This is a genomic window from Streptomyces sp. NPDC021019 (genome assembly GCF_044333295.1).
In the GTDB taxonomy this organism is placed as follows: domain Bacteria; phylum Actinomycetota; class Actinomycetes; order Streptomycetales; family Streptomycetaceae; genus Streptomyces.
The window spans coordinates 802,405-822,822 of the sequence record NZ_JBIRQR010000002.1; the positions used below are offsets into that span (position 1 = coordinate 802,405).

The window sequence follows — 20,418 nt, forward strand, 5'->3', positions numbered from 1 at the left end:
CTTCCCCGTATCGCCGGTCATTTCCGCACACGCCACTTCCGTGCCGTCGGCCGCTTCCGGTCAGCCGGTCGTTCCGTGCCGCCGGCCGCTTCCGGTCGGGCAAGGCGAAGCGGCGGCACCCCCGCACAGGGTGCCGCCGCTTCTGGGCGGGGCCTTCGAGGCCCTGGTCGGTGGGCAGGGCTGTTCGTGCAGCCCTGCCCATGAGGCCGGAGGCTGTTCGTGCAGCCCCGACCGGTGGGTCCGGGCCGTCCCTGCGGCCCCGACCCGGTGAGTCCGGATCAGCGGCTGTCACTGCCCCGGGACTCGGCTGCGGCCCGGCCGGCCTCAAGACGGGCGACCGGGATCCGGAACGGTGAGCAGGACACGTAGTCCAGGCCCACCTCGTGGAAGAAGTGCACGGACTCGGGGTCGCCGCCGTGCTCGCCGCAGACGCCGAGCTTGAGGTCCGGGCGGGTGGCCCGGCCGGCCTCGACGGCGCTGCGGACCAGCGCGCCGACGCCGTCCTTGTCGATCGTCTCGAACGGGGAGACCCCGAAGATGCCCTTCTCCAGGTACGCGGTGAAGAACGAGGCCTCCACGTCGTCGCGGGAGAAGCCCCACACCGTCTGGGTCAGGTCGTTCGTGCCGAAGGAGAAGAACTGCGCGGCCTCGGCGATCTGGCCCGCCGTCAGCGCGGCGCGCGGCAGCTCGATCATGGTGCCGATGGTCAGCTTGAGGTCGGTGCCGGTGGCCGCCTGGACCTCGGCGATGACCCGGTCGGCCTCCTCGCGGACGATCTCCAGCTCCTGGACCGTGCCGACGAGCGGAATCATGATCTCGGCGCGCGGGTCGCCCTTGGCGTTCTTGCGCTGGGCGGCGGCCTCGGCGATGGCCCGCACCTGCATCGCGAACAGACCGGGGATGACCAGGCCCAGGCGCACCCCGCGCAGCCCCAGCATCGGGTTCTGCTCGTGCAGCTTGTGCACCGCCTGGAGGAGCCGGAGGTCGTTCTCGTTGGCGTCCTTGCGGGACTCGGCGAGCGCGACGCGCACCGACAGCTCGGTGATGTCGGGGAGGAACTCGTGCAGCGGCGGGTCGAGGAGGCGGACGGTGACGGGCAGGCCGTCCATCGACTCGAAGAGCTCGATGAAGTCGGCCTTCTGGAGCGGGAGAAGAGCCGCCAGCGCACTCTCGCGCTCGTCGTCGGTGTCCGCGAGGATCAGCTTCTCGACCATCTCGCGGCGCTCGCCGAGGAACATGTGCTCGGTGCGGCACAGGCCGATGCCCTGGGCGCCGAAGCGGCGGGCCCGCAGCGCGTCCTCGGCGTTGTCGGCGTTGGCCCGCACGCGCAGCCGGCGCACCCGGTCCGCGTACGCCATGATCCGGTGCACGGCGGCGACCAGTTCGTCGGCGTCGTCGGCGCCGGCGTGCATCCGGCCCTCGAAGTACTCGACGACCGGGGACGGTACGACGGGTACCTCGCCGAGGTAGACCTTGCCGGTGGAGCCGTCGATCGAGACGAGGTCGCCCTCCTCGATCACCCGGCCGCCGACGGTCATCCGGCGTCGCTTGGTGTCGACCTCCAGGTCCTCGGCGCCACAGACACAGGTCTTGCCCATGCCGCGCGCCACGACCGCCGCGTGCGAGGTCTTGCCGCCGCGCGAGGTCAGGATGCCCTCGGCGGCGATCATGCCCTCGAGGTCGTCGGGGTTGGTCTCGCGGCGGATCAGGATGACCTTCTCGCCGGAGCGGGACCACTTGATCGCGGTGTACGAGTCGAAGACGGCCTTGCCGACCGCGGCGCCCGGGGACGCGGCGATGCCCCGGCCGAGCAGCTCGGTCTTCGCCTCGTCGTCGAAGCGCGGGAACATCAGCTGGGCGAGCTGGGCGCCGTTGACGCGCTGGAGGGCCTCGGCCTCGTCGATCAGGCCCTGGTCCACGAGCTGGGTGGCGATCCGGAAGGCGGCGCCGGCGGTGCGCTTGCCGACCCGGGTCTGGAGCATCCAGAGCTGGCCGCGCTCGATGGTGAACTCGATGTCGCAGAGATCCTTGTAGTGGTTCTCCAGGGTCTCCATGATCTGCATGAGCTGGTCGTACGACTTCTTGTCGATCGACTCCAGGTCGGCGAGCGGCACCGTGTTGCGGATGCCGGCGACCACGTCCTCGCCCTGCGCGTTCTGGAGGTAGTCGCCGTAGACGCCCTGGTGGCCGCTGGCCGGGTCGCGGGTGAAGGCGACGCCGGTGCCGGAGTCGGGGCCCAGGTTGCCGAAGACCATCGAACAGACGTTGACGGCCGTGCCGAGGTCGCCGGGGATGCGCTCCTGGCGGCGGTAGAGCTTGGCCCGGTCGGTGTTCCACGAGTCGAAGACCGCGTTTATGGCCAGGTCCATCTGCTCGCGGGCGTCCTGCGGGAACGCGCGTCCGGCCTCGGACTCGACGATCTTCTTGAACTGCTTGACGAGCTTCTTGAGGTCGGCCGCGGCGAGATCGGTGTCGACCGTGACCTTCTTCGCGTCCTTCGCCGCCTCCAGCGCCTCCTCGAAGAGGTCGCCGTCGACCCCGAGGACGGTCTTGCCGAACATCTGGATGAGCCGACGGTAGGAGTCCCAGGCGAAGCGCTCGTCGCCGGACTGGGTGGCGAGGCCGGCCACCGAGTCGTCGGAGAGGCCGATGTTCAGGACGGTGTCCATCATGCCCGGCATGGAGAACTTGGCGCCGGAGCGGACGGAGACCAGCAGCGGGTCGTCCGCCTGACCGAGCCGCTTGCCCATGCGCTCTTCGAGCGCCTCGAGGTGCGCACTCACCTCGTCGCGCAGTGCGGTCGGCGCGTCCCCGCTGTCCAGGTAGACCTTGCAGGCCTCGGTGGTGATCGTGAAGCCCGGAGGAACAGGCAACCCGAGGTTGGTCATCTCGGCGAGGTTCGCACCCTTGCCGCCCAGAAGATCCTTCAGATCCTTGTTGCCCTCGGTGAAGTCGTAGACGAACTTCTGGGGATCTTTGTTTTCCGACACGGGTCTCGACTCCTCGAGGACGCGGTGGCTGCCCTGACGGCGAGGAACATACCCAGATCGAAGGTGGATGGGTACGTCCACTTGGTCGTCATACGACCGCAACCACCCGTCCGCCCGCAGATCGAAAGGCTCGCGCGGTCGAAGGCCCTGACGCTCCGCCTTCACCTCCCGAATGCAGCATGGCCGAAACTTGACCATAGCCGCTCTTCTGAGCGAGTGGTTGACCAGATGATTTCACTTCTCGAATCCAGCGACGTGGCACTGAGTGCCACGTCTTCCAGAAGTGCAGCCACACCGAAAACGCTCATCTGAGCGCAACCCCGATCAAGGGTGGCGTGAATCACGCCCGTTTCGGACCCCGGATTTCAGGATCCGGACGCTCCGGGCCGTCGCTGGGAACCCCGGGGCCGACCTCTTCCAGGCTACGGGCGAAGGCCCGCCCCCGCGCGGGAACCGTCGGCGGCGGGGGCCTCACGGGCACGGAGCGGCTCCGACCCCACAGCGTGCGGTACGCGGCAGGGCGGCATGGCGGTACGGGACATGACGGCAAGCGCGAGAGGCCCCGCCGCTCACGGAACGCGGAGGGCCTCCCCCGTACGAACGAGGGAGGCCCCTTCTCCGTACGGGGTCAGCCGCCGGAGGTGTCCAGCTCCGCGTCGGCGCTGATGCCCGCGCAGTCGTACGGGTCCTTCAGCCAGCCGTCCGGCAGGACGACCCGGTTGTTGCCCGAGGTGCGGCCGCGCGGCCCGTCGGCGCCGTCCGGCCAGGGCTGGTCGAGGTCCAGCTCGTGCAGCTGGCTGCCCAGCTCCTCCAGCGAGGAGGTGACCGCCAGCTTCCTGCGCATCTCGGAGCCGACCGCGAAGCCCTTGAGATACCAGGCCACGTGCTTACGGAAGTCGATCACGCCGCGGGCCTCGTCGCCGATCCACTCCCCCAGCAGCGTCGCGTGACGCACCATGGCGTCCGCGACCTCGCGCAGAGCGGGCGCGTGCCGTTCCGGGCGCCCCTCCATGGCGTTCACCAGGTCGGCGAAGAGCCAGGGCCGTCCCAGGCACCCACGCCCGACGACGACGCCGTCACAGCCGGTCTCCCGCATCATGCGCAGGGCGTCGTCCGCGCACCAGATGTCCCCGTTGCCGAGGACGGGGATCTCCGGGACGTGCTCCTTGAGCCGGGCGATGGCGTCCCAGTCGGCGGTGCCGCCGTAGTGCTGGGCGGTGGTGCGCCCGTGCAGGGCGACGGCGGTGACGCCCTCCTCGACGGCGATGCGGCCGGCGTCGAGGAAGGTGAGGTGGTCGTCGTCGATGCCCTTGCGCATCTTGATGGTGACGGGGAGGTCCCCGGCGTTGGACACGGCCTCCTTGAGGATGGCCCGCAGCAGAGGCCGCTTGTACGGGAGCGCGGAGCCGCCGCCCTTGCGGGTGACCTTGGGGACCGGGCAGCCGAAGTTCAGGTCGATGTGGTCGGCCAGATCCTCGTCGACGATCATCCGGACCGCCTTGCCGACGGTGACCGGGTCCACTCCGTACAGCTGGATCGAGCGCGGGGTCTCGGTCGCGTCGAAGTGGATGAGCTGCATGGTCTTCTCGTTGCGCTCGACCAGCGCCCGCGTGGTGATCATCTCGCTGACGAACAGCCCCTTGCCGCCGGAGAACTCCCGGCACAGCGTCCGGAACGGGGCGTTGGTGATGCCGGCCATCGGGGCCAGCACGACCGGCGGCCGCACGGTGTGCGGGCCGATGCGGAGCTGCGGGAGGGCGGGGGCGAGCGTGGTCATGGCTCCATTGTCGCGTACGCCGAAGAGGTGACCGCCCCGGCGGGGTGAGCCCGTCGGCCGCCGGGCGATGCCGACGGGCCCGAGGCGGGGGTCCGTCTCGGGCCCGTCGGCATCGCCCGGCTCGCTCACATACTGGCGAATATGAGGCCGAGGACCATTCCGCCGACCAGTCCGACGGCACTGACCACGATGGCGGCCGTGGCGAGCCGCTCGTGCCGGACGGCCTTGGCGATGAGGGCCATGACCAGTCCGCCCAGGGCGAAGACGATCGGCAGGAAGATCAGCCCGATCACGCCCAGGACCATCGCGATGATGCTGAAGACGTTGCCTTCGGCACCGGCCCGCGGTGCACCGTGATGCCCCTGCCCGGTCGGCTGGTTGCCGTACTGCGTAGCCATCTGTCGCTCCTTCGGGACGTCGCGCCGGAATCCGGTCTCGAAGCGGACCGGCCTGTCGTTCGCGTGCCCCGAAGCCCTTCGCGTACACAGCTCCTCGCGTACGGCGTGCGGCGGCCCCCCGGTCAGAACGTCACCGCGTCACGGATCAGCGGACAGGTCATGCAGTGCCCGCCGCCCCGGCCCCGGCCCAGCTCCGCCCCGACGATGGTGATGACCTCCACCCCGGCCCGGCGCAGCAGCGCGTTGGTCTGGGTGTTGCGGTCGTAGGTGAAGACCACGCCGGGCTCCAGCGCCACCGCGTTGTTGCCGCTGTCCCACTGTTGGCGCTCCGAGGCGTAGACGTCGCCGCCGGTCTCGATCACCCTCAGCTGGGGAAGGCCGAGGGCGCGGGCCACGACCTCGGTGAACGGGGTGCCGCCCTCGTCGGTGATCTCGATCCCGGGCGGCAGGTCGGACGGCCGCAGCGAGAAGGCGTGGACGCCGTCCATGATGCGCGGGTACAGCGTGACGATGTCCCGGTCCGCGAAGGTGAACACCGTGTCGAGGTGCATCGCCGAGCGCAGCTTCGGCATCCCTGCGACGATCACGTGCTCGGCCGCCCCCTGCTCGAACAGGGCCGCCGCGACCTGCGTGATGGCCTGGCGGGAGGTCCGTTCGCTCATGCCCATGAGGACGACGCCGTTGCCGACGGGCATGATGTCCCCGCCCTCGAACGTGGCCTGGCCCCACTCCTTCTCGGGGTCGCCCCACCAGACGGTGGAGCCCCGGAAGTCGGGGTGGAAGGTGTAGATCGTCTTCATGAGCAGCGTCTCGTCCCGCCGGGCGGACCAGTAGAGCGGGTTCAGCGTCACTCCGCCGTAGAGCCAGCAGGTGGTGTCACGGGTGTACAGGGTGTTGGGCAGCGGCGGCATCAGGTACTCCCGCGCCCCGGCCCCCTCACGGGCGAGCGCCACGTACCCCGAGCGGAACGCGTCGGGGAGGTCGGCGGTGGCGAGCCCGCCGATCAGGTACTCCGCGAGCTGCCGCGGGGTCAGGGTCTCCAGGAAGGCGCGGGTGTCGTCGATCAGGCCGAGGCCCACCTCGTTGGCGGTGATCTTCCGGTCCAGGAGCCACGCCCGGGCCTCGGGGACCGCCACCGTGGCGGCGAGCAGGTCATGCAGTTCGACGACCTCCACGCCGCACCCGGTGAGCTGGGCGACGAAGTCGGCGTGGTCGCGCTGGGCGTTCTCCACCCACATCACGTCGTCGAAGAGCAGTTCGCCGGAGTTGGTGGGGGTCAGCCGCCGGTGGGCCAGTCCGGGGGCGCAGACCAGGACCTTGCGCAGACGTCCCACCTCGGAGTGGACGCCGAGGGCGGACGCGGGGGCGGTGCTGTTCACGGTGGGCCTTTCACTCGGTGACGGCGGAGGGTGTGCGGGGTCGCGCGGCGACGGCAGCAGGGGCGCGCGGCAGATGACGGCAGAGAGGTGTGCGGAGTCGCGCGGCAGCGACAGGGAAGTCAGCCGGGGGCCCGGAGCGGGGGCGTGCGGAGGTCGCTCAGAGCTCGATCCAGCCCGCGGCCAGCGCCACCACCCCCGCGACGGCGCCGGCGACCGAGACGGCGCAGATGACGGCCTCGCCAGGGGAGAAGGGCCTGCGCCCCTGTTCCCTGCGGGACTTGACGAAGAGGAAGGTGGCCGGGGCGTAGAGGATGAAGGAGACGAGGACGAACTTCAGCCCCGCCGCGTACAGCAGGAACGCGGTGTAGAGCGTGGCCACCACGGCGATCACCAGCTCGCGACGGGTACTGCGCCCCTTTACGTCGGACCGGCCGGGCCGCCAGGCGATCTGTACGGCGAAGCCGGCGGCCAGCAGGAAGGGAATCAGGCTGAGCGCGCTGGTCAGGTCGAGGGCGAAGTTGAAGGCGTCGTCGGAGAACAGCGTCACGACCAGGACGACCTGGCTCAGGCACGTGGTCATGAGCAGCGCGGCCTCGGGCACGTCCGCCCCGGTCGACCGCCCCAGGAAGCGGGGCATGTCCTTGTCCTTCGCGGCGACGAACAGGACTTCGGCGGCCATCAGCGTCCAGGCGAGGTAGGCGCCGAGCACGGAGACGATGAGGCCCACGCTGACGAAGACCTTGCCCCAGGTGCCGACCGCCGACTCCAGCACCTCGGCCATCGAGGGCTGCCGCAGCTCCGCGATCTCGGCCATGGGCAGCAGTCCGTAACTGACGATCGTGACGGAGGCGAAGACGGCGAAGACGCTGAGAAATCCGAGGACGGTGGCCCGCCCCACGTCCTCGCGGCGCTTGGCGTGGCGCGAGTAGACGCTGGCCCCTTCGACGCCGAGGAAGACGAAGACCGTCGCGAGTATCGTGCCGCGGACCTGGTCGAAGAGGGAGCCCGCGTAGTCGGCGCCGCCGAAGTTGTCCGCGAAGACCGAGGCGTCGAAGTAGAACAGCGCCAGGATCACGAAGAAGAGGATGGGCACGATCTTGGCCACGGTGACGATCCGGTTGATCGCCGCGGCTTCCTTGACGCCCCGGCGGATCAGCAGGAAGAACCCCCACAGACCGACCGAGGAGATCACCACCGCCATCACGGTGTCGCCGTCGCCCAGTGCGGGCGCCACCGCCCCGACCGTCGACATGATGAGCACCCAGTAGGTGACGTTGCCGACGCAGGCGCTGGCCCAGTAGCCGAAGGCGGAGAAGAAGCCGAGGTACTCGCCGAAGCCCGCTTTCGCGTACGCGTAGACCCCGGCGTCCAGGTCGGGGCGGCGGACGGCGAGCGTCTGGAAGACGAAGGCGAGCATCAGCATGCCGGTCCCGGCGACGGCCCAGGCGATCAGCGCTCCCGCGACGCCGGTCTCCTGCGCGAAGCGCCGGGGCAGCGAGAACACCCCGGCGCCCACCATCGAGCCGACGACCATCGCGGTGAGCGTGAGGAGCGTCAGCTTCACCGCCGGGCGCTCCGCGGCCTGAGGTCCGGCGTGCGTCATGACGTTCCCCTGTCGATGCGGTCATCGGCCAACCAGGGAAAGCTAACAATTCAATGGCGCAAAACAGCCCATATCCTCCCCGGCGGAGTGGTGCAGCCAGCCCTGCTCGCGAAGCTGGACACCACGGGGGACCCGACTCGTTCCGGGTGCACTTCCGAGGGGAGACGCCGGGAGGAATCTCTCGCCGCCACCCCAGGTTTCCTTGATCGGTGCCATGAGAGAGGCGTCAGCGGGCAGAAGCAGTCTCAACTTTGGGAGGCTGTGATGACCTGTGACCGGATGGGACTTGCTGAAGTGCTGGCGGCTGCGGAGAACGCGGCCCCGGTGGACTCGATCGATGTCGTGGCGCGCGATCTGCGCACGCGGTTCGGTGCGCGGTCCGTGTCGTTCCTCTTCGTCGACGTGGTCGGCAGCCGTCTGCTGCGGGTCAACGACACGGTCGGCGTCCCCCGGGAGCACCGGACCGAGAGACGGGCCGAGAGGGTGCCCCTGGCCGGCAGCGGCGTCTACGACAAGGTCCTGCGTGCCCAGAAGACGGTGCTCGCCGAGGAGGGCGGGCCGGGGCAGCGCGTGCTCGCGCCGGTCACCAACCGCGGTGACACCATCGGTGTGCTGGAGCTGTATCTCGACGTCGTGACCGAGAGCGTGCTGGAGCAGGTCGAGGAGGCCGCGCACGCACTGGCGTACATCATCGTCACCGACCGTCGCTTCACCGACCTCTACCACTGGGGGAACCGCACCACGACGGTCAGCCTGGCGGCGGAGATCCAGCGGCAGCTCCTCCCCTCGGCCCCCTCCTGCGAGGCGGCCGAGTTCACCCTCGCCGGAGCCCTGGTCCCGGCTTCCGACATCGCCGGGGACACCTACGACTACAGCCTCGACCACGACACCCTGCATCTGTCCGTCACCGACGCCATGGGCCACGACGTCGACGCTTCCCTCACCGCCACCCTGGTCGTGAACGCCTCCCGCGGCGCCCGCCGCGCCGGAGCGGACCTCGCCGAACAGGCCCGCCACATGCATCAGGCCCTCCTCGACCACGGGCGCCACGCCTACGCCACGGGCCAGTTGCTCCGCATCGCCCTGGACGGCAGCGGCGCCCACATGGTCAACGCCGGCCACCCCGGACCGCTCCGCCTGCGCGAGGGCACGGTCGAGGAGCTGGGCTTGGTCGTCAACATGCCGTTCGGATTCACCCCTCAGGGCTCTTACGAGGTGCAGGAGATCGACCTGCGCCCCGGCGACCGTCTCGTGCTGTTCACCGACGGGATGCAAGAACGTGAGGCGGAGACGGTCGACCTGCCCGGCCTTCTGCTGCGGACCGCGGCCGAGCATCCGCGCGAGGTCGTCCGCACCCTGGTCGCCGCGGTGGCCGACGCCTATGCCGGCCGGCCGCCGAAGGACGACGCCACCGCCCTGTGCCTGGACTGGCACGGCCCTCGCGGCGGGATCCGCCGGCCGGACGCCTGAGTTCGAACGTTCCTCAGGCGAGGCGGGAGGCCCCCCACGCCGCCTCGATCATCCCGAAGATCTCGTCCACCGCGGCCTGCGGATCGGCCGCCTCGCGGGCCAGCGCGTAGGCGTCGATCGCGAACCTCGCGATGGTCCGGCAGGCCGTCGACGTCTCCGGTACACCGAGGTCGGCGGCGATCGCGGCGGCGAGCGACTCCGCGTGGCGCAGCCGCATCGACTCCTCGTACTCCCGCAAGGACGGCGACGACTCGATCATGTTCCGGACCGGGGCGGCCCCGGGCGCCCCGCAGTGGCGTACCAGGGCGTGGATCTCGCGGCGCAGCGCGGGAATCAGCGGCTCGTCCGGCGTACGGTCGGCGACCGCACGGACGAGGCCCTGCTCGAAGCCCTGGTCCTGCTCGAAGACCAACGCCTCTTTCGAGGCGAAGTGGGAGAAGAGCGTGGTCACCGCTACGTCCGCCTCGGCCGCCACGTCACGGATGCCCACGGCGTCGTACCCGCGTTCCAGGAAGAGCCGCAGAGCGGTGTCGGCGATCTTCTGCCGGGTCGCGGCCTTCTTCCGCTCGCGACGCCCGATGGGCTCGTTCATGCGCTGACACTAGCAAATGCAAAAGCAGAACGGATGCGAAAAGCTAACCGTTAGTGTTACGTTCGGCGCATGAAGACCATGAAGACCATGAAGAAGGTCAGCTTCGCCTCGTTCGGCGGCCCGGACGTCCTGCGCCTCGTGGATGCCGAGGAGCCCCACGCGGGCCCCGGCCGGATACGCGTCCGCGTCCGCGCCGCCGGAGTGAACCCCGTCGACTGGCGCATCCGCGAGGGCCAGGTCCTGGGCGCCCATCCGGTCGAACTGCCGTCAGGAGTGGGCCTCGACGCCGCCAGAGTGGTGGACGAGGTGGGTGAGGGCGTCGAAGGAGTGGCGGTCGGCGACCACGTGTTCGGCGAGGGCTCCGACACCTACGCCGAGTTCGCCGTGCTGTCGGCGTGGGCCCGGATGCCGGAGGGCCTGACCTTCGAGGAGGCGGCGGGCTATCCGTCCGTGGTGGAGACCGCGCTGCGCGTCCTGCGCGAGGTCGGGGTCCTGCCCGGTCAGACACTGCTGGTCAACGGCGCGTCCGGCGGCGTCGGTTCGGCGGTGCTCCAGATCGCCCGCGACCGGGGCGTCACGGTCATCGGCACGGCGGGCGCCGCCAACCAGGAGTACCTGCGTGGCCTGGGCGCGCTCGCCACGACGTACGGCGAGGGCTGGGTCGAGCGGGTGCGGCTGCTCGGCCGGGTCGACGCCGCGCTCGATCTGGCGGGCTCGGGCGTGCTCGGCGAACTGGTCGAACTGACCGGTGACCCGCGGAAGGTCATCACCATCGCGGACCTGGGCGCGGCGGAGTACGGCGTCCGGTTCTCCGGCGTGGCGGGGAGTGTGCCGGACGCGCTGGCCGAGGCGGCGGCGCTGATCTCACGCGGCCGGCTGCACATCCCGGTGGAGAAGTCCTACCCGCTCACCGAGGCCGCCGCCGCGCACATCGACAGCCGGGCCGGGCATACGCGGGGCCGCCGTGTAGTGATCATCTGACCGGGAGGCGCGTCACGGCCCGTAGGGTACGCCGGGCACAGTGGCAGCCACCGGCGCGGTGACAGGGGACGAACGTGCTCGACTACGACGACGACGAGGCCCGGCACTACGACGCGTCCCGGGGTGGTGAACCGAGGGCCCGGGCGGCAGCGGACGCGGCGGAGCGGCTCCTGCCGCAAGGGCCCCGCACCGTCCTGGACATCGCGTGCGGTACGGGCATCGTGACGGAACGGCTGCGGCGTCCGGGGCGGACGGTGGTGGGTGTCGACCGTTCGCCCGGGATGCTGGGCCTCGCCGCGCGGCGGGCGCCGGGGGGCGTCGTGCGGGGCGACGGCACACGGCTGCCCTTCGCGTCGGACGCGGTGGACGCCGTCGTGATCGTCTGGTTGCTGCATCTGCTGCCCGACCCCCTGCCGGTCCTGACGGAGGCGGCCCGGGTGCTGCGGCCCGGCGGGACGCTGATCACCACCGTCGACAAGAACGAGGCGTACTTCGCCGAGGACAGCGACATCGCCGAGGTCACGGCGGACCTCCGCCGCCGGCACGCACCCCAAGTACCCGACCGATCCGCCCGGTTGCTCCGTTGGGCGGCGGAACAGGGCCTGGGGGCGGTCGGGCGGACGCGGTTCCCCGGCACGGGACAGGGCCGCAGCCCTCGCGGGTGGCGTGAGGTGATCGAGGCGGGCCGCATCTCCTGGTGCACCCACGCACCCCGGGACCAGGTGGCCGCCGTGCGGCGGCGGCTCGCCGCCCTGCCGGACCAGGACGCGCCCCGCCCGGACCCGCTGTACCGCCTCATCGCCCTGAAGTCGTGACGTCACGGGGGGCAGTTGGGAGCCACAGCGACCGAGGCCCCCGCACCGCTGGGTGACGGGGTGGGGGAAGATCGACCATGCCTGTGACCAACCCGTGGCTGGCCGGCCCCTCACCCGACAAGCGGCTCGATCGCGATCGGCTGGAAGAACGCATCCTCAACCTGCTGTCGACACAGAACATGTGCGTGCTCGCGACCGCGGGCCCGGAAGGGCCCCTCGCGACGCCTGTGCGGTACTTCCCCCTCGACTTCGCGGTGATGTTCAGCACGGCGCCCGGTTCCCCGAAGATGAGGAACCTCGCCGCCGACCCCCGTGTGTCGGTGGGCATCTTCGCCCCGCTGGTCGGACAGGCCAGCAGCCGGGGGGCCCAGCTCTTCGGGCGGGCTCGCGTGCTGTCCGAGGACGACCCCGACTTCGCACACTATTGGCCGGCCTTCCGATGGCAGTCCGACCACGTCGAGCGGTCACGCTCTCTCGACGAACCCCAGTCGGGCCCTCTCGTCGTGATCGACGCGGAGCGGATCGTCTATACGGAGCACTGGCTGCGGCGCGAGGGCTTCGCACCGCGCCAGTTCTGGACCAGGCCGGACCGGTAGCCCGGCCAGTTCTGGACCAGCCCGGACCCGTAGCCCGGCCAGTTCTGGACCAGCCCGGACCCGTAGCCCGGCACCTGTGTCAGAAGACGGAGAGCCCGGTCAGCGTGGTGAATCGGGCGAGGGCCGAGACGCCCGCCACCGAGTTGCCGCGCCGGTCGAGCCCCGGGCTCCATACGCACAGGGTGCACTCCCCGGGCACGATGGCGATGATCCCCCCGCCGACGCCGCTCTTGCCCGGCAGCCCCACCCGGTAGGCGAACTCTCCGGCCGCGTCGTACGTCCCGCAGGTGAGCATGACCGCGTTGACCTGCTTCGCCTGGCTGCGGGTGAGCAGCGCGGAGCCGTCGGCCCGAATGCCGTGCCGGGCCAGAAACCCCGCGGAGAGGGCCAGGTCCGCGCAGGACGCCTCGATCGAGCACTGGCGGAAGTAGGCGGCGAGCAGTTCGGGGACCGGGAGCGTGATGTTGCCGTAGGAGGCCATGAAGTGGGCCAGCGCGGCATTGCGGTCGCCGAAGGCCGCCTCGGAGGCGGCGACCTCCGGTACGAAGTCGATGGCGGCGTTGCCGCTCTCCGACCGCAGCAGCTCCCGCACCTGGCCGGCGGCGTCCCCGCTCAGCGCCTGGAGCCGGTCGGTCACCACCAGGGCCCCGGCGTTGATGAACGGGTTGCGGGGCACGCCGTTCTCGTACTCCAGCTGCACCAGGGAGTTGAACGGGTTGCCCGAAGGCTCCCGGCCGACTCCCCGCCATATCTGCTCGCCGTCCAGGGAGAGCGCCAGAGCGAGGGCGAACACCTTGGATATGGACTGCGTGGAAAACGGCTGCTGCCAGTCGCCGACGCCGTAGACGGTTCCGTCCGGCTCCGCGACGGCCATGCCGAAGCGCCGGGGGTCGGCGCCGGCGAGCATCGGGATGTAGTCGGCAGGAGCGCCGTGGTCGTCGAGTGCGGCCATCTCCTCGGCGATACGGCTGATGACGTGGCTGAAGCGGTGCGCGTCGGCGCGCGGAGCGGCACTGCTCGTCCGAGGGACGGCGGAGGGGTGGGACACGGCGATTCCTGACGGAGAACGGAGAGAGGAGCGAGGAGGCCCGGTGGGCGGAGCAGAAGTGGGGGGCGCTTCCAGGGTCTCTCACCCGGGCGGCCGGGAATCGCCTCAGGTGGTGGTCACTGATCCGCGAGGAGGCCGGGCAGTCTGCGCATGTCGTCGAAGACGACGGTGCCGGGCCCTTCGAGGCGGCCCACGGGAGTCATTCCCCCGTCGTAGGCGAAGGCGCGCATGCCTGCGGCCCGGGCTGCTTGGAGACCGTACTGACTGTCCTCGACCACGGCGCACGCCTCGGGCGCGACCCCCATCTGTCGCGCGGCGTGGAGGAACAGGTCCGGGGCCGGTTTGCCGTGCTCGACCTCGGTGGCGCTGAAGATGCGGCCTTCGAAGCGCGGGTAGAGATCGGTGATCCCCAGGGTGAAGCGCATCTTGTCGTGGCTCCCGCTGGATGCCACGCAGGTGGGAAGGTGCGTGAGCGCGTCGAGGGCGTCGACGATGCCCTCGACGGGGGTGAGTTCAGCGGCGAGCGCATCGTGGTAGAGGGGCTTGAACTCTTCCTCCCAGTCGGCCGGCAGACTGCGCCCGAGGTGCTCCTCCATCTGCCGCGTCATCGACCGGCTGGAGCGGCCCATGAACCGGTCGATGATCTCGGCTTCGGTGAGTTCCCAGCCCAGCTCGGCCAGGACGAGTGCGTCGACGCGCGCCGCGATCCGTTCGCTGTCGACCAGCACGCCGTCGCAGTCGAATATGACGAGTTCAATCGGTTGGATCATGCCCGCAGGATATGCGGGCCGTCCCCGTCACGCGGCAGCTCAGCAGGCCGCCGTGTGAGCGGCGGCGTCCTCACGGTGGCCCGGGTTCCTCACTGGTGCTCCGCTGCGAAGGCCCGGGCGACGGCCAGGCTGTCCTCGTAGACATGGTGCCGGGTGACGAGGCCGTCCGCGACGGTGAGATGCAGAGCGAACCGCGCCCGGTAGGCACGCCCCGTGAGCCGGGCGGTCTGACGGATCACGCCCAGCACGACCGCGTCGCTTCCGTCGACAAGGATGCGCTCGATCTCGGTCGCCACCTGCTCCGGCACGTGGTGCTCGGCCAGCTCGCGGTAGTGGGCGGCCGCGTCGGCCCGGGTGGACCGGTGGCGGATCCACGGTGTGGCAGTACGGCCGTGCTCGGCCTCCGGCCAGGAGAGCTTCCAATCGCCCTGCTCGGCATACATCTCGGCGATGCGCTCGGGGTTGCCCTCGCCGATTCTGCGCAGCAACTCCTCGATCACCGCGCGCGTGCTCGTAAACGTGGCTGTGGACATGACGACCTCTCCGTCCGGTCCGCGTCCTGCGACGCGGAGAGATCGCCAACCCTGCCAGCAGGGGCACGCCAAGACGATTACCTCGGAAGTAGGACGAGCGGATCATCCAAATCCACTTGTTTGCGCGGCTTGAGGGCGGCGACGGCTTCGCAGGAAGCCCGCCGGGTCACCGTTCCGCTGCACGCCAACCTCGGCGGGCACACCGGCGTCCCGGAGTTCGAGCTGGACACCGGGCCTCGGTTCTTCGCCCGGCACGTGCCGTAGAGGGCTCCGTCCAACAGGCTCGTGTGGACGGGCGGCTCCGGCAGTCCGGGCGCCACACCGGACGTCGATGACCCACGTCGCCCGGGGGGTCTCCCTACCCCGCGCGGACCAGCGGGCCCGACCTCAGGCAGGCCCGCTGGCCGGATGGATCAGCTGCTCTTGATCGCGGAGGCTGGGCATGTCGAACATGCTCAGCCGATCGGAGAACCAGTGTTCCGCTTGAAGTCCTCACGCCGTACGGTGGCGCGCGCCGCCGCCGTCGTCCTGGCCGGAGCGGCGTGCGCCGCCACGATGACCGGCAGCGCCGGAGCCATCGTCAACGGAAAGGATTCCACGCAGCGTTACCCATCCATGGTGTCGATCCCCGTGACGGGTGCGGACGACCCGACGTTCAAGGGGTTCTGCGGAGGATCGTTGATCGACTCCCGATGGGTGCTCACGGCTGCCCACTGTGTGGACCCGAAGCTTGTCACCCTGGACGGCACGGTCAGGGTCGGCAGCGAGTGGAAGGACTCCGGAGGCACGGTCCGGTCCGTCGCGAGGACGGTCTCCCATCCCGGCTACCGGAGCGGTGATGACACCGGCCCCAACCGCGACGACATCGCCCTGATCCGTCTGAACCGCCCCGTCGCGGAGAAGCCCGTCCGCATCGCCGATCGTCCGGGGCGGCCCGGCACCCCGACCCGGATCCTCGGCTTCGGCAGGACCGACGACGCACCCGACGCCCCGTGGGTCTTCCCCGACCGGCTCCAGGAACTCGACACCCGCCGGGCCGCGGTGACCGACTGCGCGCCGGGCTACGCGGACAGCACCCGCCTGTGCACCGTCAGCCGGATACCCAAGGCCATGGCGTGCAACGGCGACTCGGGCGGCCCCCAGCTCCAGCGGGACCGGAAGGGGCGCTGGGAGCTCATCGGCGTCACCTCGGGCCCGGGTGCGCCGGGCGTGCGTTGCAGCGATGGGCCGGGTCTGTACACCAGCGCGCCCGCCTACGCGGGCTGGATCCGTGAGGCGATAGGCCGCCGCGGCTGATTCGAGGCTCCGTCGTCATGGTCGACGTCACCGTCCGCCCCCGAAGTAGGCGGTGGCGGCGACCGCGAGCAGCAGGAAGCCGCCCGGGAAGGCGATGTTGTGGAAGACGCGGGCGCGGACGTGGGTCAGGACCGCGCCGACGAAGAACGCGATCAGGCCGACTCCCGCCGCCAGGCCCAGCCAGGGAACCCCGAACAGGCCGACGAGGAGGCCGACGGCCCCCGCGAGCTTGAGCGTCGCCAGATACGGCACCGCGGTCGGCGGGAGCCGGACCTCCGCCGAGTTCGCCAGGACGAAGGGCGCCCGCGCGTAGTCCGCGACCGCGATCAGCACGTTCACGACGACACAGCCCACCGTGGCGATGAACAGTACGGAAGTCATGTGATCACCAGTTGTAGGCTCATGGCGTTCTCATCTCTCGGGAGGCGGACAGGAATGGTTTCCCAACCACCCGTCCTGACGTCCGTCCGCCCCGGAAGGTGACACCCATGCCGATCACGGTCGAGGACTTCGAGACCGCCCGCCCGCGTCTCCTGTCCGTCGCCCACCGCATGCTGGGCTCGGCCCAGGATGCCCAGGACGCCGTCCAGACCGCATGGGTACGGGCCGCCACCGCCCGGTCGTCACCGCAGGTCGAGAACCCGGCCGCCTGGCTCACGACCGTCACCGCCCGGGTCTGCCTGGACGAGCTGCGCGCCCGCCGCCGACGCGACGAAGCGCCGCTGCTCGCGGACGCCGTCCCGGCGACGGACCTGGCCGCGGACGAGGCGGTCCTCCGCGCCGAGGACGTCTCCCGGGCGCTGATGGTCCTGCTGGGCCGACTGACCCCGCCCCAACGGGTCGCGTACGTCCTGCACGACCTGTTCTCCACCCCGTTCGACCGGATCGCGGAGGTGCTGGGCACGACCGTGCCCAGCGCCAAGCAACACGCCAGCCGCGCACGCCGACGCCTCGCCCCGGCACAACAAGACGCGGCGGAGACCGGCCGGGCGGATCAGCGGATCGTGGACGCCTTCATGGCGGCGGCCCGGACCGGGGACACGCGCGGGATGATCCAGCTGCTCGCGCCCGACAGCGTCCGCGACGCCGAGGCGGCGCTCCTGCCGCACGGCGGCCGCACCACCGTGACCGGCGCCGCCGACATCGCCGCCGAGACCACGCGGTTCCGCGACCGCATCCGGGCGGCGTGCCGCCTCACCGTCAACGGCCGGCCGATGTACGTCATCGCGCCCGGCGGCCGCCCCTTCGCCACGCTCGATCTCGACACGGCGGGCGACCGGGTCACCCGCATCACCCTGAGGTCTGCACGGACCGACGACCGTTTCGGGGCCCTGGAGCCACTGACGGCCCTCTGAACAGACGTCCTGCCGATCGGTCGTGGTCGGCCCTGGTCGGACGGGAACCACCGTGCCCGAGCGCGGCGACCGTACGGCACGGGAACCGCGGACCCGCACCGATGCCTCGGCCTCAGCCCACAGGAGGAGGTCGAGGAACCGGTCTCATCGGAGGTACGTCCGCTGCCACTCGATCGATGTCATGGTGAGCGCGGCCTCGGCGAGGGCCTGGGCGGAAGGCGTCTTGAGCTTGGCGATGCTGCTGTCGATCCAGGGCTGGACGTTGGCACAGCCCTGTTCGCGGTATTCGACGGCTTGGAGGAGGCATTCAAGCTTGTCGGCGTCGTGCGCGCAGACTACTTCGAGGGAGTCGCCGTTCTCGTACTCCTCCACGATCCGCTGGGCACCGGCCTTGACCGCCGGATGTGCGGCCGACACTTGGTCGGCGGTGACCTTCTCGTTCCCGGCGGCTTCGAGGTAGCGGCGGCCGATGTGCGGGATGTCGCCGACGCGAGTCTCCTGGGTGTCGTGCCACAGGCCGAGGAGCGCAGCCTTCGCCGGGTCGGCGCCCTCCATCATGGCGAGTACGGAGCCGATCAGCGCGACTCTGAAGCTGTGCTCCGCGATGGTCTCGGGGTCCTTCACTCCCGCGATCCACCACCCGGACCGCTTGGCGCGCTTGAGCATCCCCATTTCCAGCAGGAAGCCGGTAGTGCCCTTTGCCTGCTCCTGCTCCGTGTCCGCCATGAAGTGCGACCTCCGATATGTCATGTGCGGTTCTCGCGTAGAACGTCATGCACCGCGCTGAGTTCCCGCCTCGCCCTCGGAGAGATCCCCTCGTGGTCAAGGAGCTGGGCGGTCTGTGTGGCCAGACCATCCGCGAGAGCCGGGTCTGCGAGGGGCAGCCACCGGTTGGTGGTCAGCAGGGCCCACAGCGAGTGGACGTAGAGGTCCGTGTACGCCGGAGCCTGTTGGAGGCCGGCGGCGAGCCCGCGAAGGAGCCGTACGGGCTCCCAGTTGGCCGGGACGTGCCGCATAAAGCCGTCGTCCGGCTGCGCCTCTCGGATTGAACCGAACCAGCACGCCCAGTAGTTGAGGTTCGCGATCTCAGCAGAGTCGTCGCCCGCCAAACCCCTGTCAATGAAGTCCAGCAGAGGTCGATGGTGGCCAAGTCTCACCAGGGCGAAGGTAGTTGATCGCGCGGTGGCCCAGGACGGCACCGCCGAGGGCGCGATCATCGGCCGCAGCTCGTTCATGCAGGCCCGGTCCCAGGCGGAGGCACCCGTCGATGGTGACCTGTCGGCCCGCACTGCCTACGCCGACAGTCAGCGCGAGACCAAGGTGTCACCGCTCCTGCTGAAGGACTGGATGCCCGCGTTCCTGGCTCAGCTCGCGGCTCCAAGGGCGCGCTTCACCCGCGCGACATCGTCGGAGGGCAACCGGCTGCTGTACCTCTTCGACCCGGAGCGCGAGTTCTTCGCCTCGTTCACGGAGAACGACGGCACCTGGACGGTCCGCCAGGGAGGCCCCGTCGCCCTGTGGGACGCGATCGAGCAGGCCCTCACCGCCTGGCACGACTCGGACCGCCCCGACATCACCGAGGTACGGCTCCGCGTCACGAAGGAGGCCCACGTCTACTGGATCGACGGCCACCCCGCGCTCCACTGGCGGCACGACCTCGTCTGACCGGGCCGCACCGTCAGGATGCCCCAGTGTGCGCGGCGCGGTGGGGCATCCGGTTGCTCGGTTCGTTGTCAGACGGTGTCGAACGTCCCGCCCCGCACGCCCGCGACGAACGCCGCGAAGGCGGTGCCGGGGACGGCGACCACGGGGCCGTCCACGACCTTGGAGTCACGGACGGGGACGATGCCGCGCGAGGCGGCGAAGTCGGCTGCCACCTCAACGCAGTTGCCGCCGTTGTCGCTGTACGAGGACTTGAACCAACGGGGGGATTCGGTCATCACGGGGTGCCCTTTCGCAACTGGCGGATCTTGGCCACAGACGACGCCTTCGACAGCGCCTCGCTCTGAAATTGATGGTAGGCCGTGAGCATGGGCACCACGAACGAGGTTTCGCGCTCGACCCGTCCCTGCGCCTGGGATTCCGCGTACGCCACGATGGACCGGTCAGCAAGGGTGAGCAGATTCACCGGCAGATAGAACGCCCTGCGTGCTCCCAGGCTGAACGGTGCAACCTGGATGATCCAGTTGGGCAGCGTGGCCATCTCCTCCAACCGTTGCAGCTGAGCATCCATGACTTCCGGGCCGCCGACAGCCTGGTGCAGACAGCTCTCATCCATGACTACGAACACCATGGGTGGCCGAGGCCGCACCAGCGCTGCCTGCCGCTCCGCCAGGAACGCGACGCGCTCGTTGGCCTGTTCCGTGGTGATGGACCCACGGTGCACGTGCCCGTAGGCCACGGCCCTCGCGTACTCCGGTGTCTGCAACAACCCCGGAATGAGACCGACGTCGAACAGCCTGATCTCCACCGCCCGGCCCTCGTACCCCACGTACTCCGGGAAGCCCTCCAGCAGGTTGCCGTGCTTCATCTCCTGCCACTGGCGCTCGAACGCCTCGCTTGATCCGATGAGATCAAATAATCGGTCCGCTTTCCTCGCGAAAGGCAGAGTCGCCGGTTTGCGGCCAGTTTCGATCGCCGAGATGTGCCTGCCCGAGCAGCCGAGCAGTTCGGCCACCTGATCCTGAATCCAGCCACGCTCCTCGCGCATCCTGCGCAGACGAGCACCGAAGGCCGCTTGCAGGCTCGCCTTGGGGTTCAGTTCCTTGATGTTCACCAACGTGCCCTCCCAGATCCCCACGTTGAAGACGTTCCG

At 70.3% G+C, this 20,418-nt stretch carries 22 protein-coding genes; 8 read left to right on the top strand and 14 right to left on the bottom strand.

Annotated features, from left to right (window positions below):
* Window positions 1-278 precede the first annotated feature (278 nt).
* The 5 genes from ppdK to ACH4RG_RS14675 form a co-directional block, all read right to left on the bottom strand.
* Entirely contained in the window at window positions 279-2,990 is a 2,712-nt protein-coding gene (ppdK, locus tag ACH4RG_RS14655; protein WP_397932783.1) for a pyruvate, phosphate dikinase, read from the bottom strand.
* Window positions 2,991-3,618: 628 nt separating this feature from the next.
* Window positions 3,619-4,767 carry a tRNA dihydrouridine synthase DusB gene (gene dusB / locus ACH4RG_RS14660; protein ID WP_397916736.1) on the bottom strand — a complete coding sequence of 383 codons (1,149 nt, stop codon included), beginning with the start codon at window positions 4,765-4,767 and terminating at the stop codon, window positions 3,619-3,621.
* A 125-nt stretch (window positions 4,768-4,892) separates the two neighbouring features.
* On the bottom strand, window positions 4,893-5,165 hold the full coding sequence (locus ACH4RG_RS14665; protein WP_397916737.1) for a hypothetical protein: 273 nt from the start codon (window positions 5,163-5,165) through the stop codon (window positions 4,893-4,895).
* A gap of 122 nt (window positions 5,166-5,287) precedes the next feature.
* Window positions 5,288-6,544 (bottom strand): arginine deiminase, encoded by a 1,257-nt coding sequence (locus tag ACH4RG_RS14670; RefSeq protein WP_398539628.1) that lies wholly within the window; start codon window positions 6,542-6,544, stop codon window positions 5,288-5,290.
* A gap of 157 nt (window positions 6,545-6,701) precedes the next feature.
* On the bottom strand, window positions 6,702-8,147 hold the full coding sequence (locus ACH4RG_RS14675) for a basic amino acid/polyamine antiporter (protein WP_398539629.1): 1,446 nt from the start codon (window positions 8,145-8,147) through the stop codon (window positions 6,702-6,704).
* A 264-nt stretch (window positions 8,148-8,411) separates the two neighbouring features.
* Between ACH4RG_RS14675 and ACH4RG_RS14680 the strand changes: the two genes are divergently transcribed.
* Entirely contained in the window at window positions 8,412-9,617 is a 1,206-nt protein-coding gene (locus tag ACH4RG_RS14680) for a PP2C family protein-serine/threonine phosphatase (RefSeq protein ID WP_397928170.1), read from the top strand.
* Window positions 9,618-9,630: 13 nt separating this feature from the next.
* On the opposite strand, the gene ACH4RG_RS14685 is transcribed toward ACH4RG_RS14680, so the two are convergent.
* Window positions 9,631-10,209, bottom strand: a complete 579-nt coding sequence (locus tag ACH4RG_RS14685) for a TetR/AcrR family transcriptional regulator (protein ID WP_397916741.1) — start codon at window positions 10,207-10,209, stop codon at window positions 9,631-9,633.
* Window positions 10,210-10,296: 87 nt separating this feature from the next.
* Here ACH4RG_RS14685 and ACH4RG_RS14690 point away from each other — a divergent pair, with 87 nt between their 5' ends.
* The 3 genes from ACH4RG_RS14690 to ACH4RG_RS14700 all read left to right on the top strand — a co-directional run bounded on the left by ACH4RG_RS14690 (window position 10,297) and on the right by ACH4RG_RS14700 (window position 12,601).
* On the top strand, window positions 10,297-11,190 hold the full coding sequence (locus ACH4RG_RS14690; RefSeq protein ID WP_398539781.1) for an NADP-dependent oxidoreductase: 894 nt from the start codon (window positions 10,297-10,299) through the stop codon (window positions 11,188-11,190).
* A gap of 74 nt (window positions 11,191-11,264) precedes the next feature.
* Complete coding sequence (locus ACH4RG_RS14695) at window positions 11,265-12,005, top strand: class I SAM-dependent methyltransferase (protein WP_398539630.1); 741 nt, start codon at window positions 11,265-11,267, stop codon at window positions 12,003-12,005.
* 77 nt (window positions 12,006-12,082) lie between these two features.
* Complete coding sequence (locus ACH4RG_RS14700) at window positions 12,083-12,601, top strand: pyridoxamine 5'-phosphate oxidase family protein (RefSeq protein WP_397916743.1); 519 nt, start codon at window positions 12,083-12,085, stop codon at window positions 12,599-12,601.
* A gap of 79 nt (window positions 12,602-12,680) precedes the next feature.
* Here the strand turns inward: ACH4RG_RS14700 and ACH4RG_RS14705 are convergent, their stop codons facing one another.
* The 3 genes from ACH4RG_RS14705 to ACH4RG_RS14715 form a co-directional block, all read right to left on the bottom strand.
* Entirely contained in the window at window positions 12,681-13,649 is a 969-nt protein-coding gene (locus ACH4RG_RS14705) for a glutaminase (protein ID WP_397916744.1), read from the bottom strand.
* A 116-nt stretch (window positions 13,650-13,765) separates the two neighbouring features.
* Entirely contained in the window at window positions 13,766-14,419 is a 654-nt protein-coding gene (locus tag ACH4RG_RS14710) for an HAD family hydrolase (RefSeq protein ID WP_398539631.1), read from the bottom strand.
* An 89-nt stretch (window positions 14,420-14,508) separates the two neighbouring features.
* Window positions 14,509-14,952: a nuclear transport factor 2 family protein gene (locus tag ACH4RG_RS14715; RefSeq protein WP_398160730.1), complete on the bottom strand. Its 444-nt coding sequence runs from the start codon at window positions 14,950-14,952 to the stop codon at window positions 14,509-14,511.
* Between the two features lie 120 nt (window positions 14,953-15,072).
* Here ACH4RG_RS14715 and ACH4RG_RS14720 point away from each other — a divergent pair, with 120 nt between their 5' ends.
* Together ACH4RG_RS14720 and ACH4RG_RS14725 are read left to right on the top strand one after the other, a co-directional pair.
* A complete protein-coding gene (locus ACH4RG_RS14720) occupies window positions 15,073-15,216 on the top strand; it encodes a hypothetical protein (protein WP_397916747.1) in 144 nt (47 codons plus the stop codon).
* Between the two features lie 144 nt (window positions 15,217-15,360).
* Entirely contained in the window at window positions 15,361-16,248 is an 888-nt protein-coding gene (locus tag ACH4RG_RS14725; protein ID WP_397916748.1) for a S1 family peptidase, read from the top strand.
* 27 nt (window positions 16,249-16,275) lie between these two features.
* Here the strand turns inward: ACH4RG_RS14725 and ACH4RG_RS14730 are convergent, their stop codons facing one another.
* On the bottom strand, window positions 16,276-16,629 hold the full coding sequence (locus ACH4RG_RS14730) for a DoxX family protein (RefSeq protein WP_397916749.1): 354 nt from the start codon (window positions 16,627-16,629) through the stop codon (window positions 16,276-16,278).
* Window positions 16,630-16,736: 107 nt separating this feature from the next.
* On the opposite strand from ACH4RG_RS14730, the gene ACH4RG_RS14735 reads away from it, so the two are divergent.
* Entirely contained in the window at window positions 16,737-17,603 is an 867-nt protein-coding gene (locus tag ACH4RG_RS14735) for a sigma-70 family RNA polymerase sigma factor (RefSeq protein ID WP_397916750.1), read from the top strand.
* A gap of 144 nt (window positions 17,604-17,747) precedes the next feature.
* On the opposite strand, the gene ACH4RG_RS14740 is transcribed toward ACH4RG_RS14735, so the two are convergent.
* Window positions 17,748-18,329, bottom strand: a complete 582-nt coding sequence (locus ACH4RG_RS14740) for an HD family hydrolase (protein WP_397916751.1) — start codon at window positions 18,327-18,329, stop codon at window positions 17,748-17,750.
* 20 nt (window positions 18,330-18,349) lie between these two features.
* Window positions 18,350-18,760, bottom strand: a complete 411-nt coding sequence (locus ACH4RG_RS14745) for a hypothetical protein (RefSeq protein ID WP_397916752.1) — start codon at window positions 18,758-18,760, stop codon at window positions 18,350-18,352.
* 25 nt (window positions 18,761-18,785) lie between these two features.
* Here ACH4RG_RS14745 and ACH4RG_RS14750 point away from each other — a divergent pair, with 25 nt between their 5' ends.
* Entirely contained in the window at window positions 18,786-19,268 is a 483-nt protein-coding gene (locus ACH4RG_RS14750; protein ID WP_398539632.1) for a hypothetical protein, read from the top strand.
* A gap of 68 nt (window positions 19,269-19,336) precedes the next feature.
* Here ACH4RG_RS14750 and ACH4RG_RS14755 read toward each other — a convergent pair whose 3' ends face one another.
* Window positions 19,337-19,546 carry a DUF397 domain-containing protein gene (locus ACH4RG_RS14755; RefSeq protein WP_397916754.1) on the bottom strand — a complete coding sequence of 70 codons (210 nt, stop codon included), beginning with the start codon at window positions 19,544-19,546 and terminating at the stop codon, window positions 19,337-19,339.
* On the bottom strand, window positions 19,543-20,382 hold the full coding sequence (locus ACH4RG_RS14760) for a helix-turn-helix domain-containing protein (RefSeq protein ID WP_397917230.1): 840 nt from the start codon (window positions 20,380-20,382) through the stop codon (window positions 19,543-19,545). Before ACH4RG_RS14760 ends, ACH4RG_RS14755 begins: the two co-directional genes overlap by 4 nt.
* Window positions 20,383-20,418: the final 36 nt, after the last annotated feature.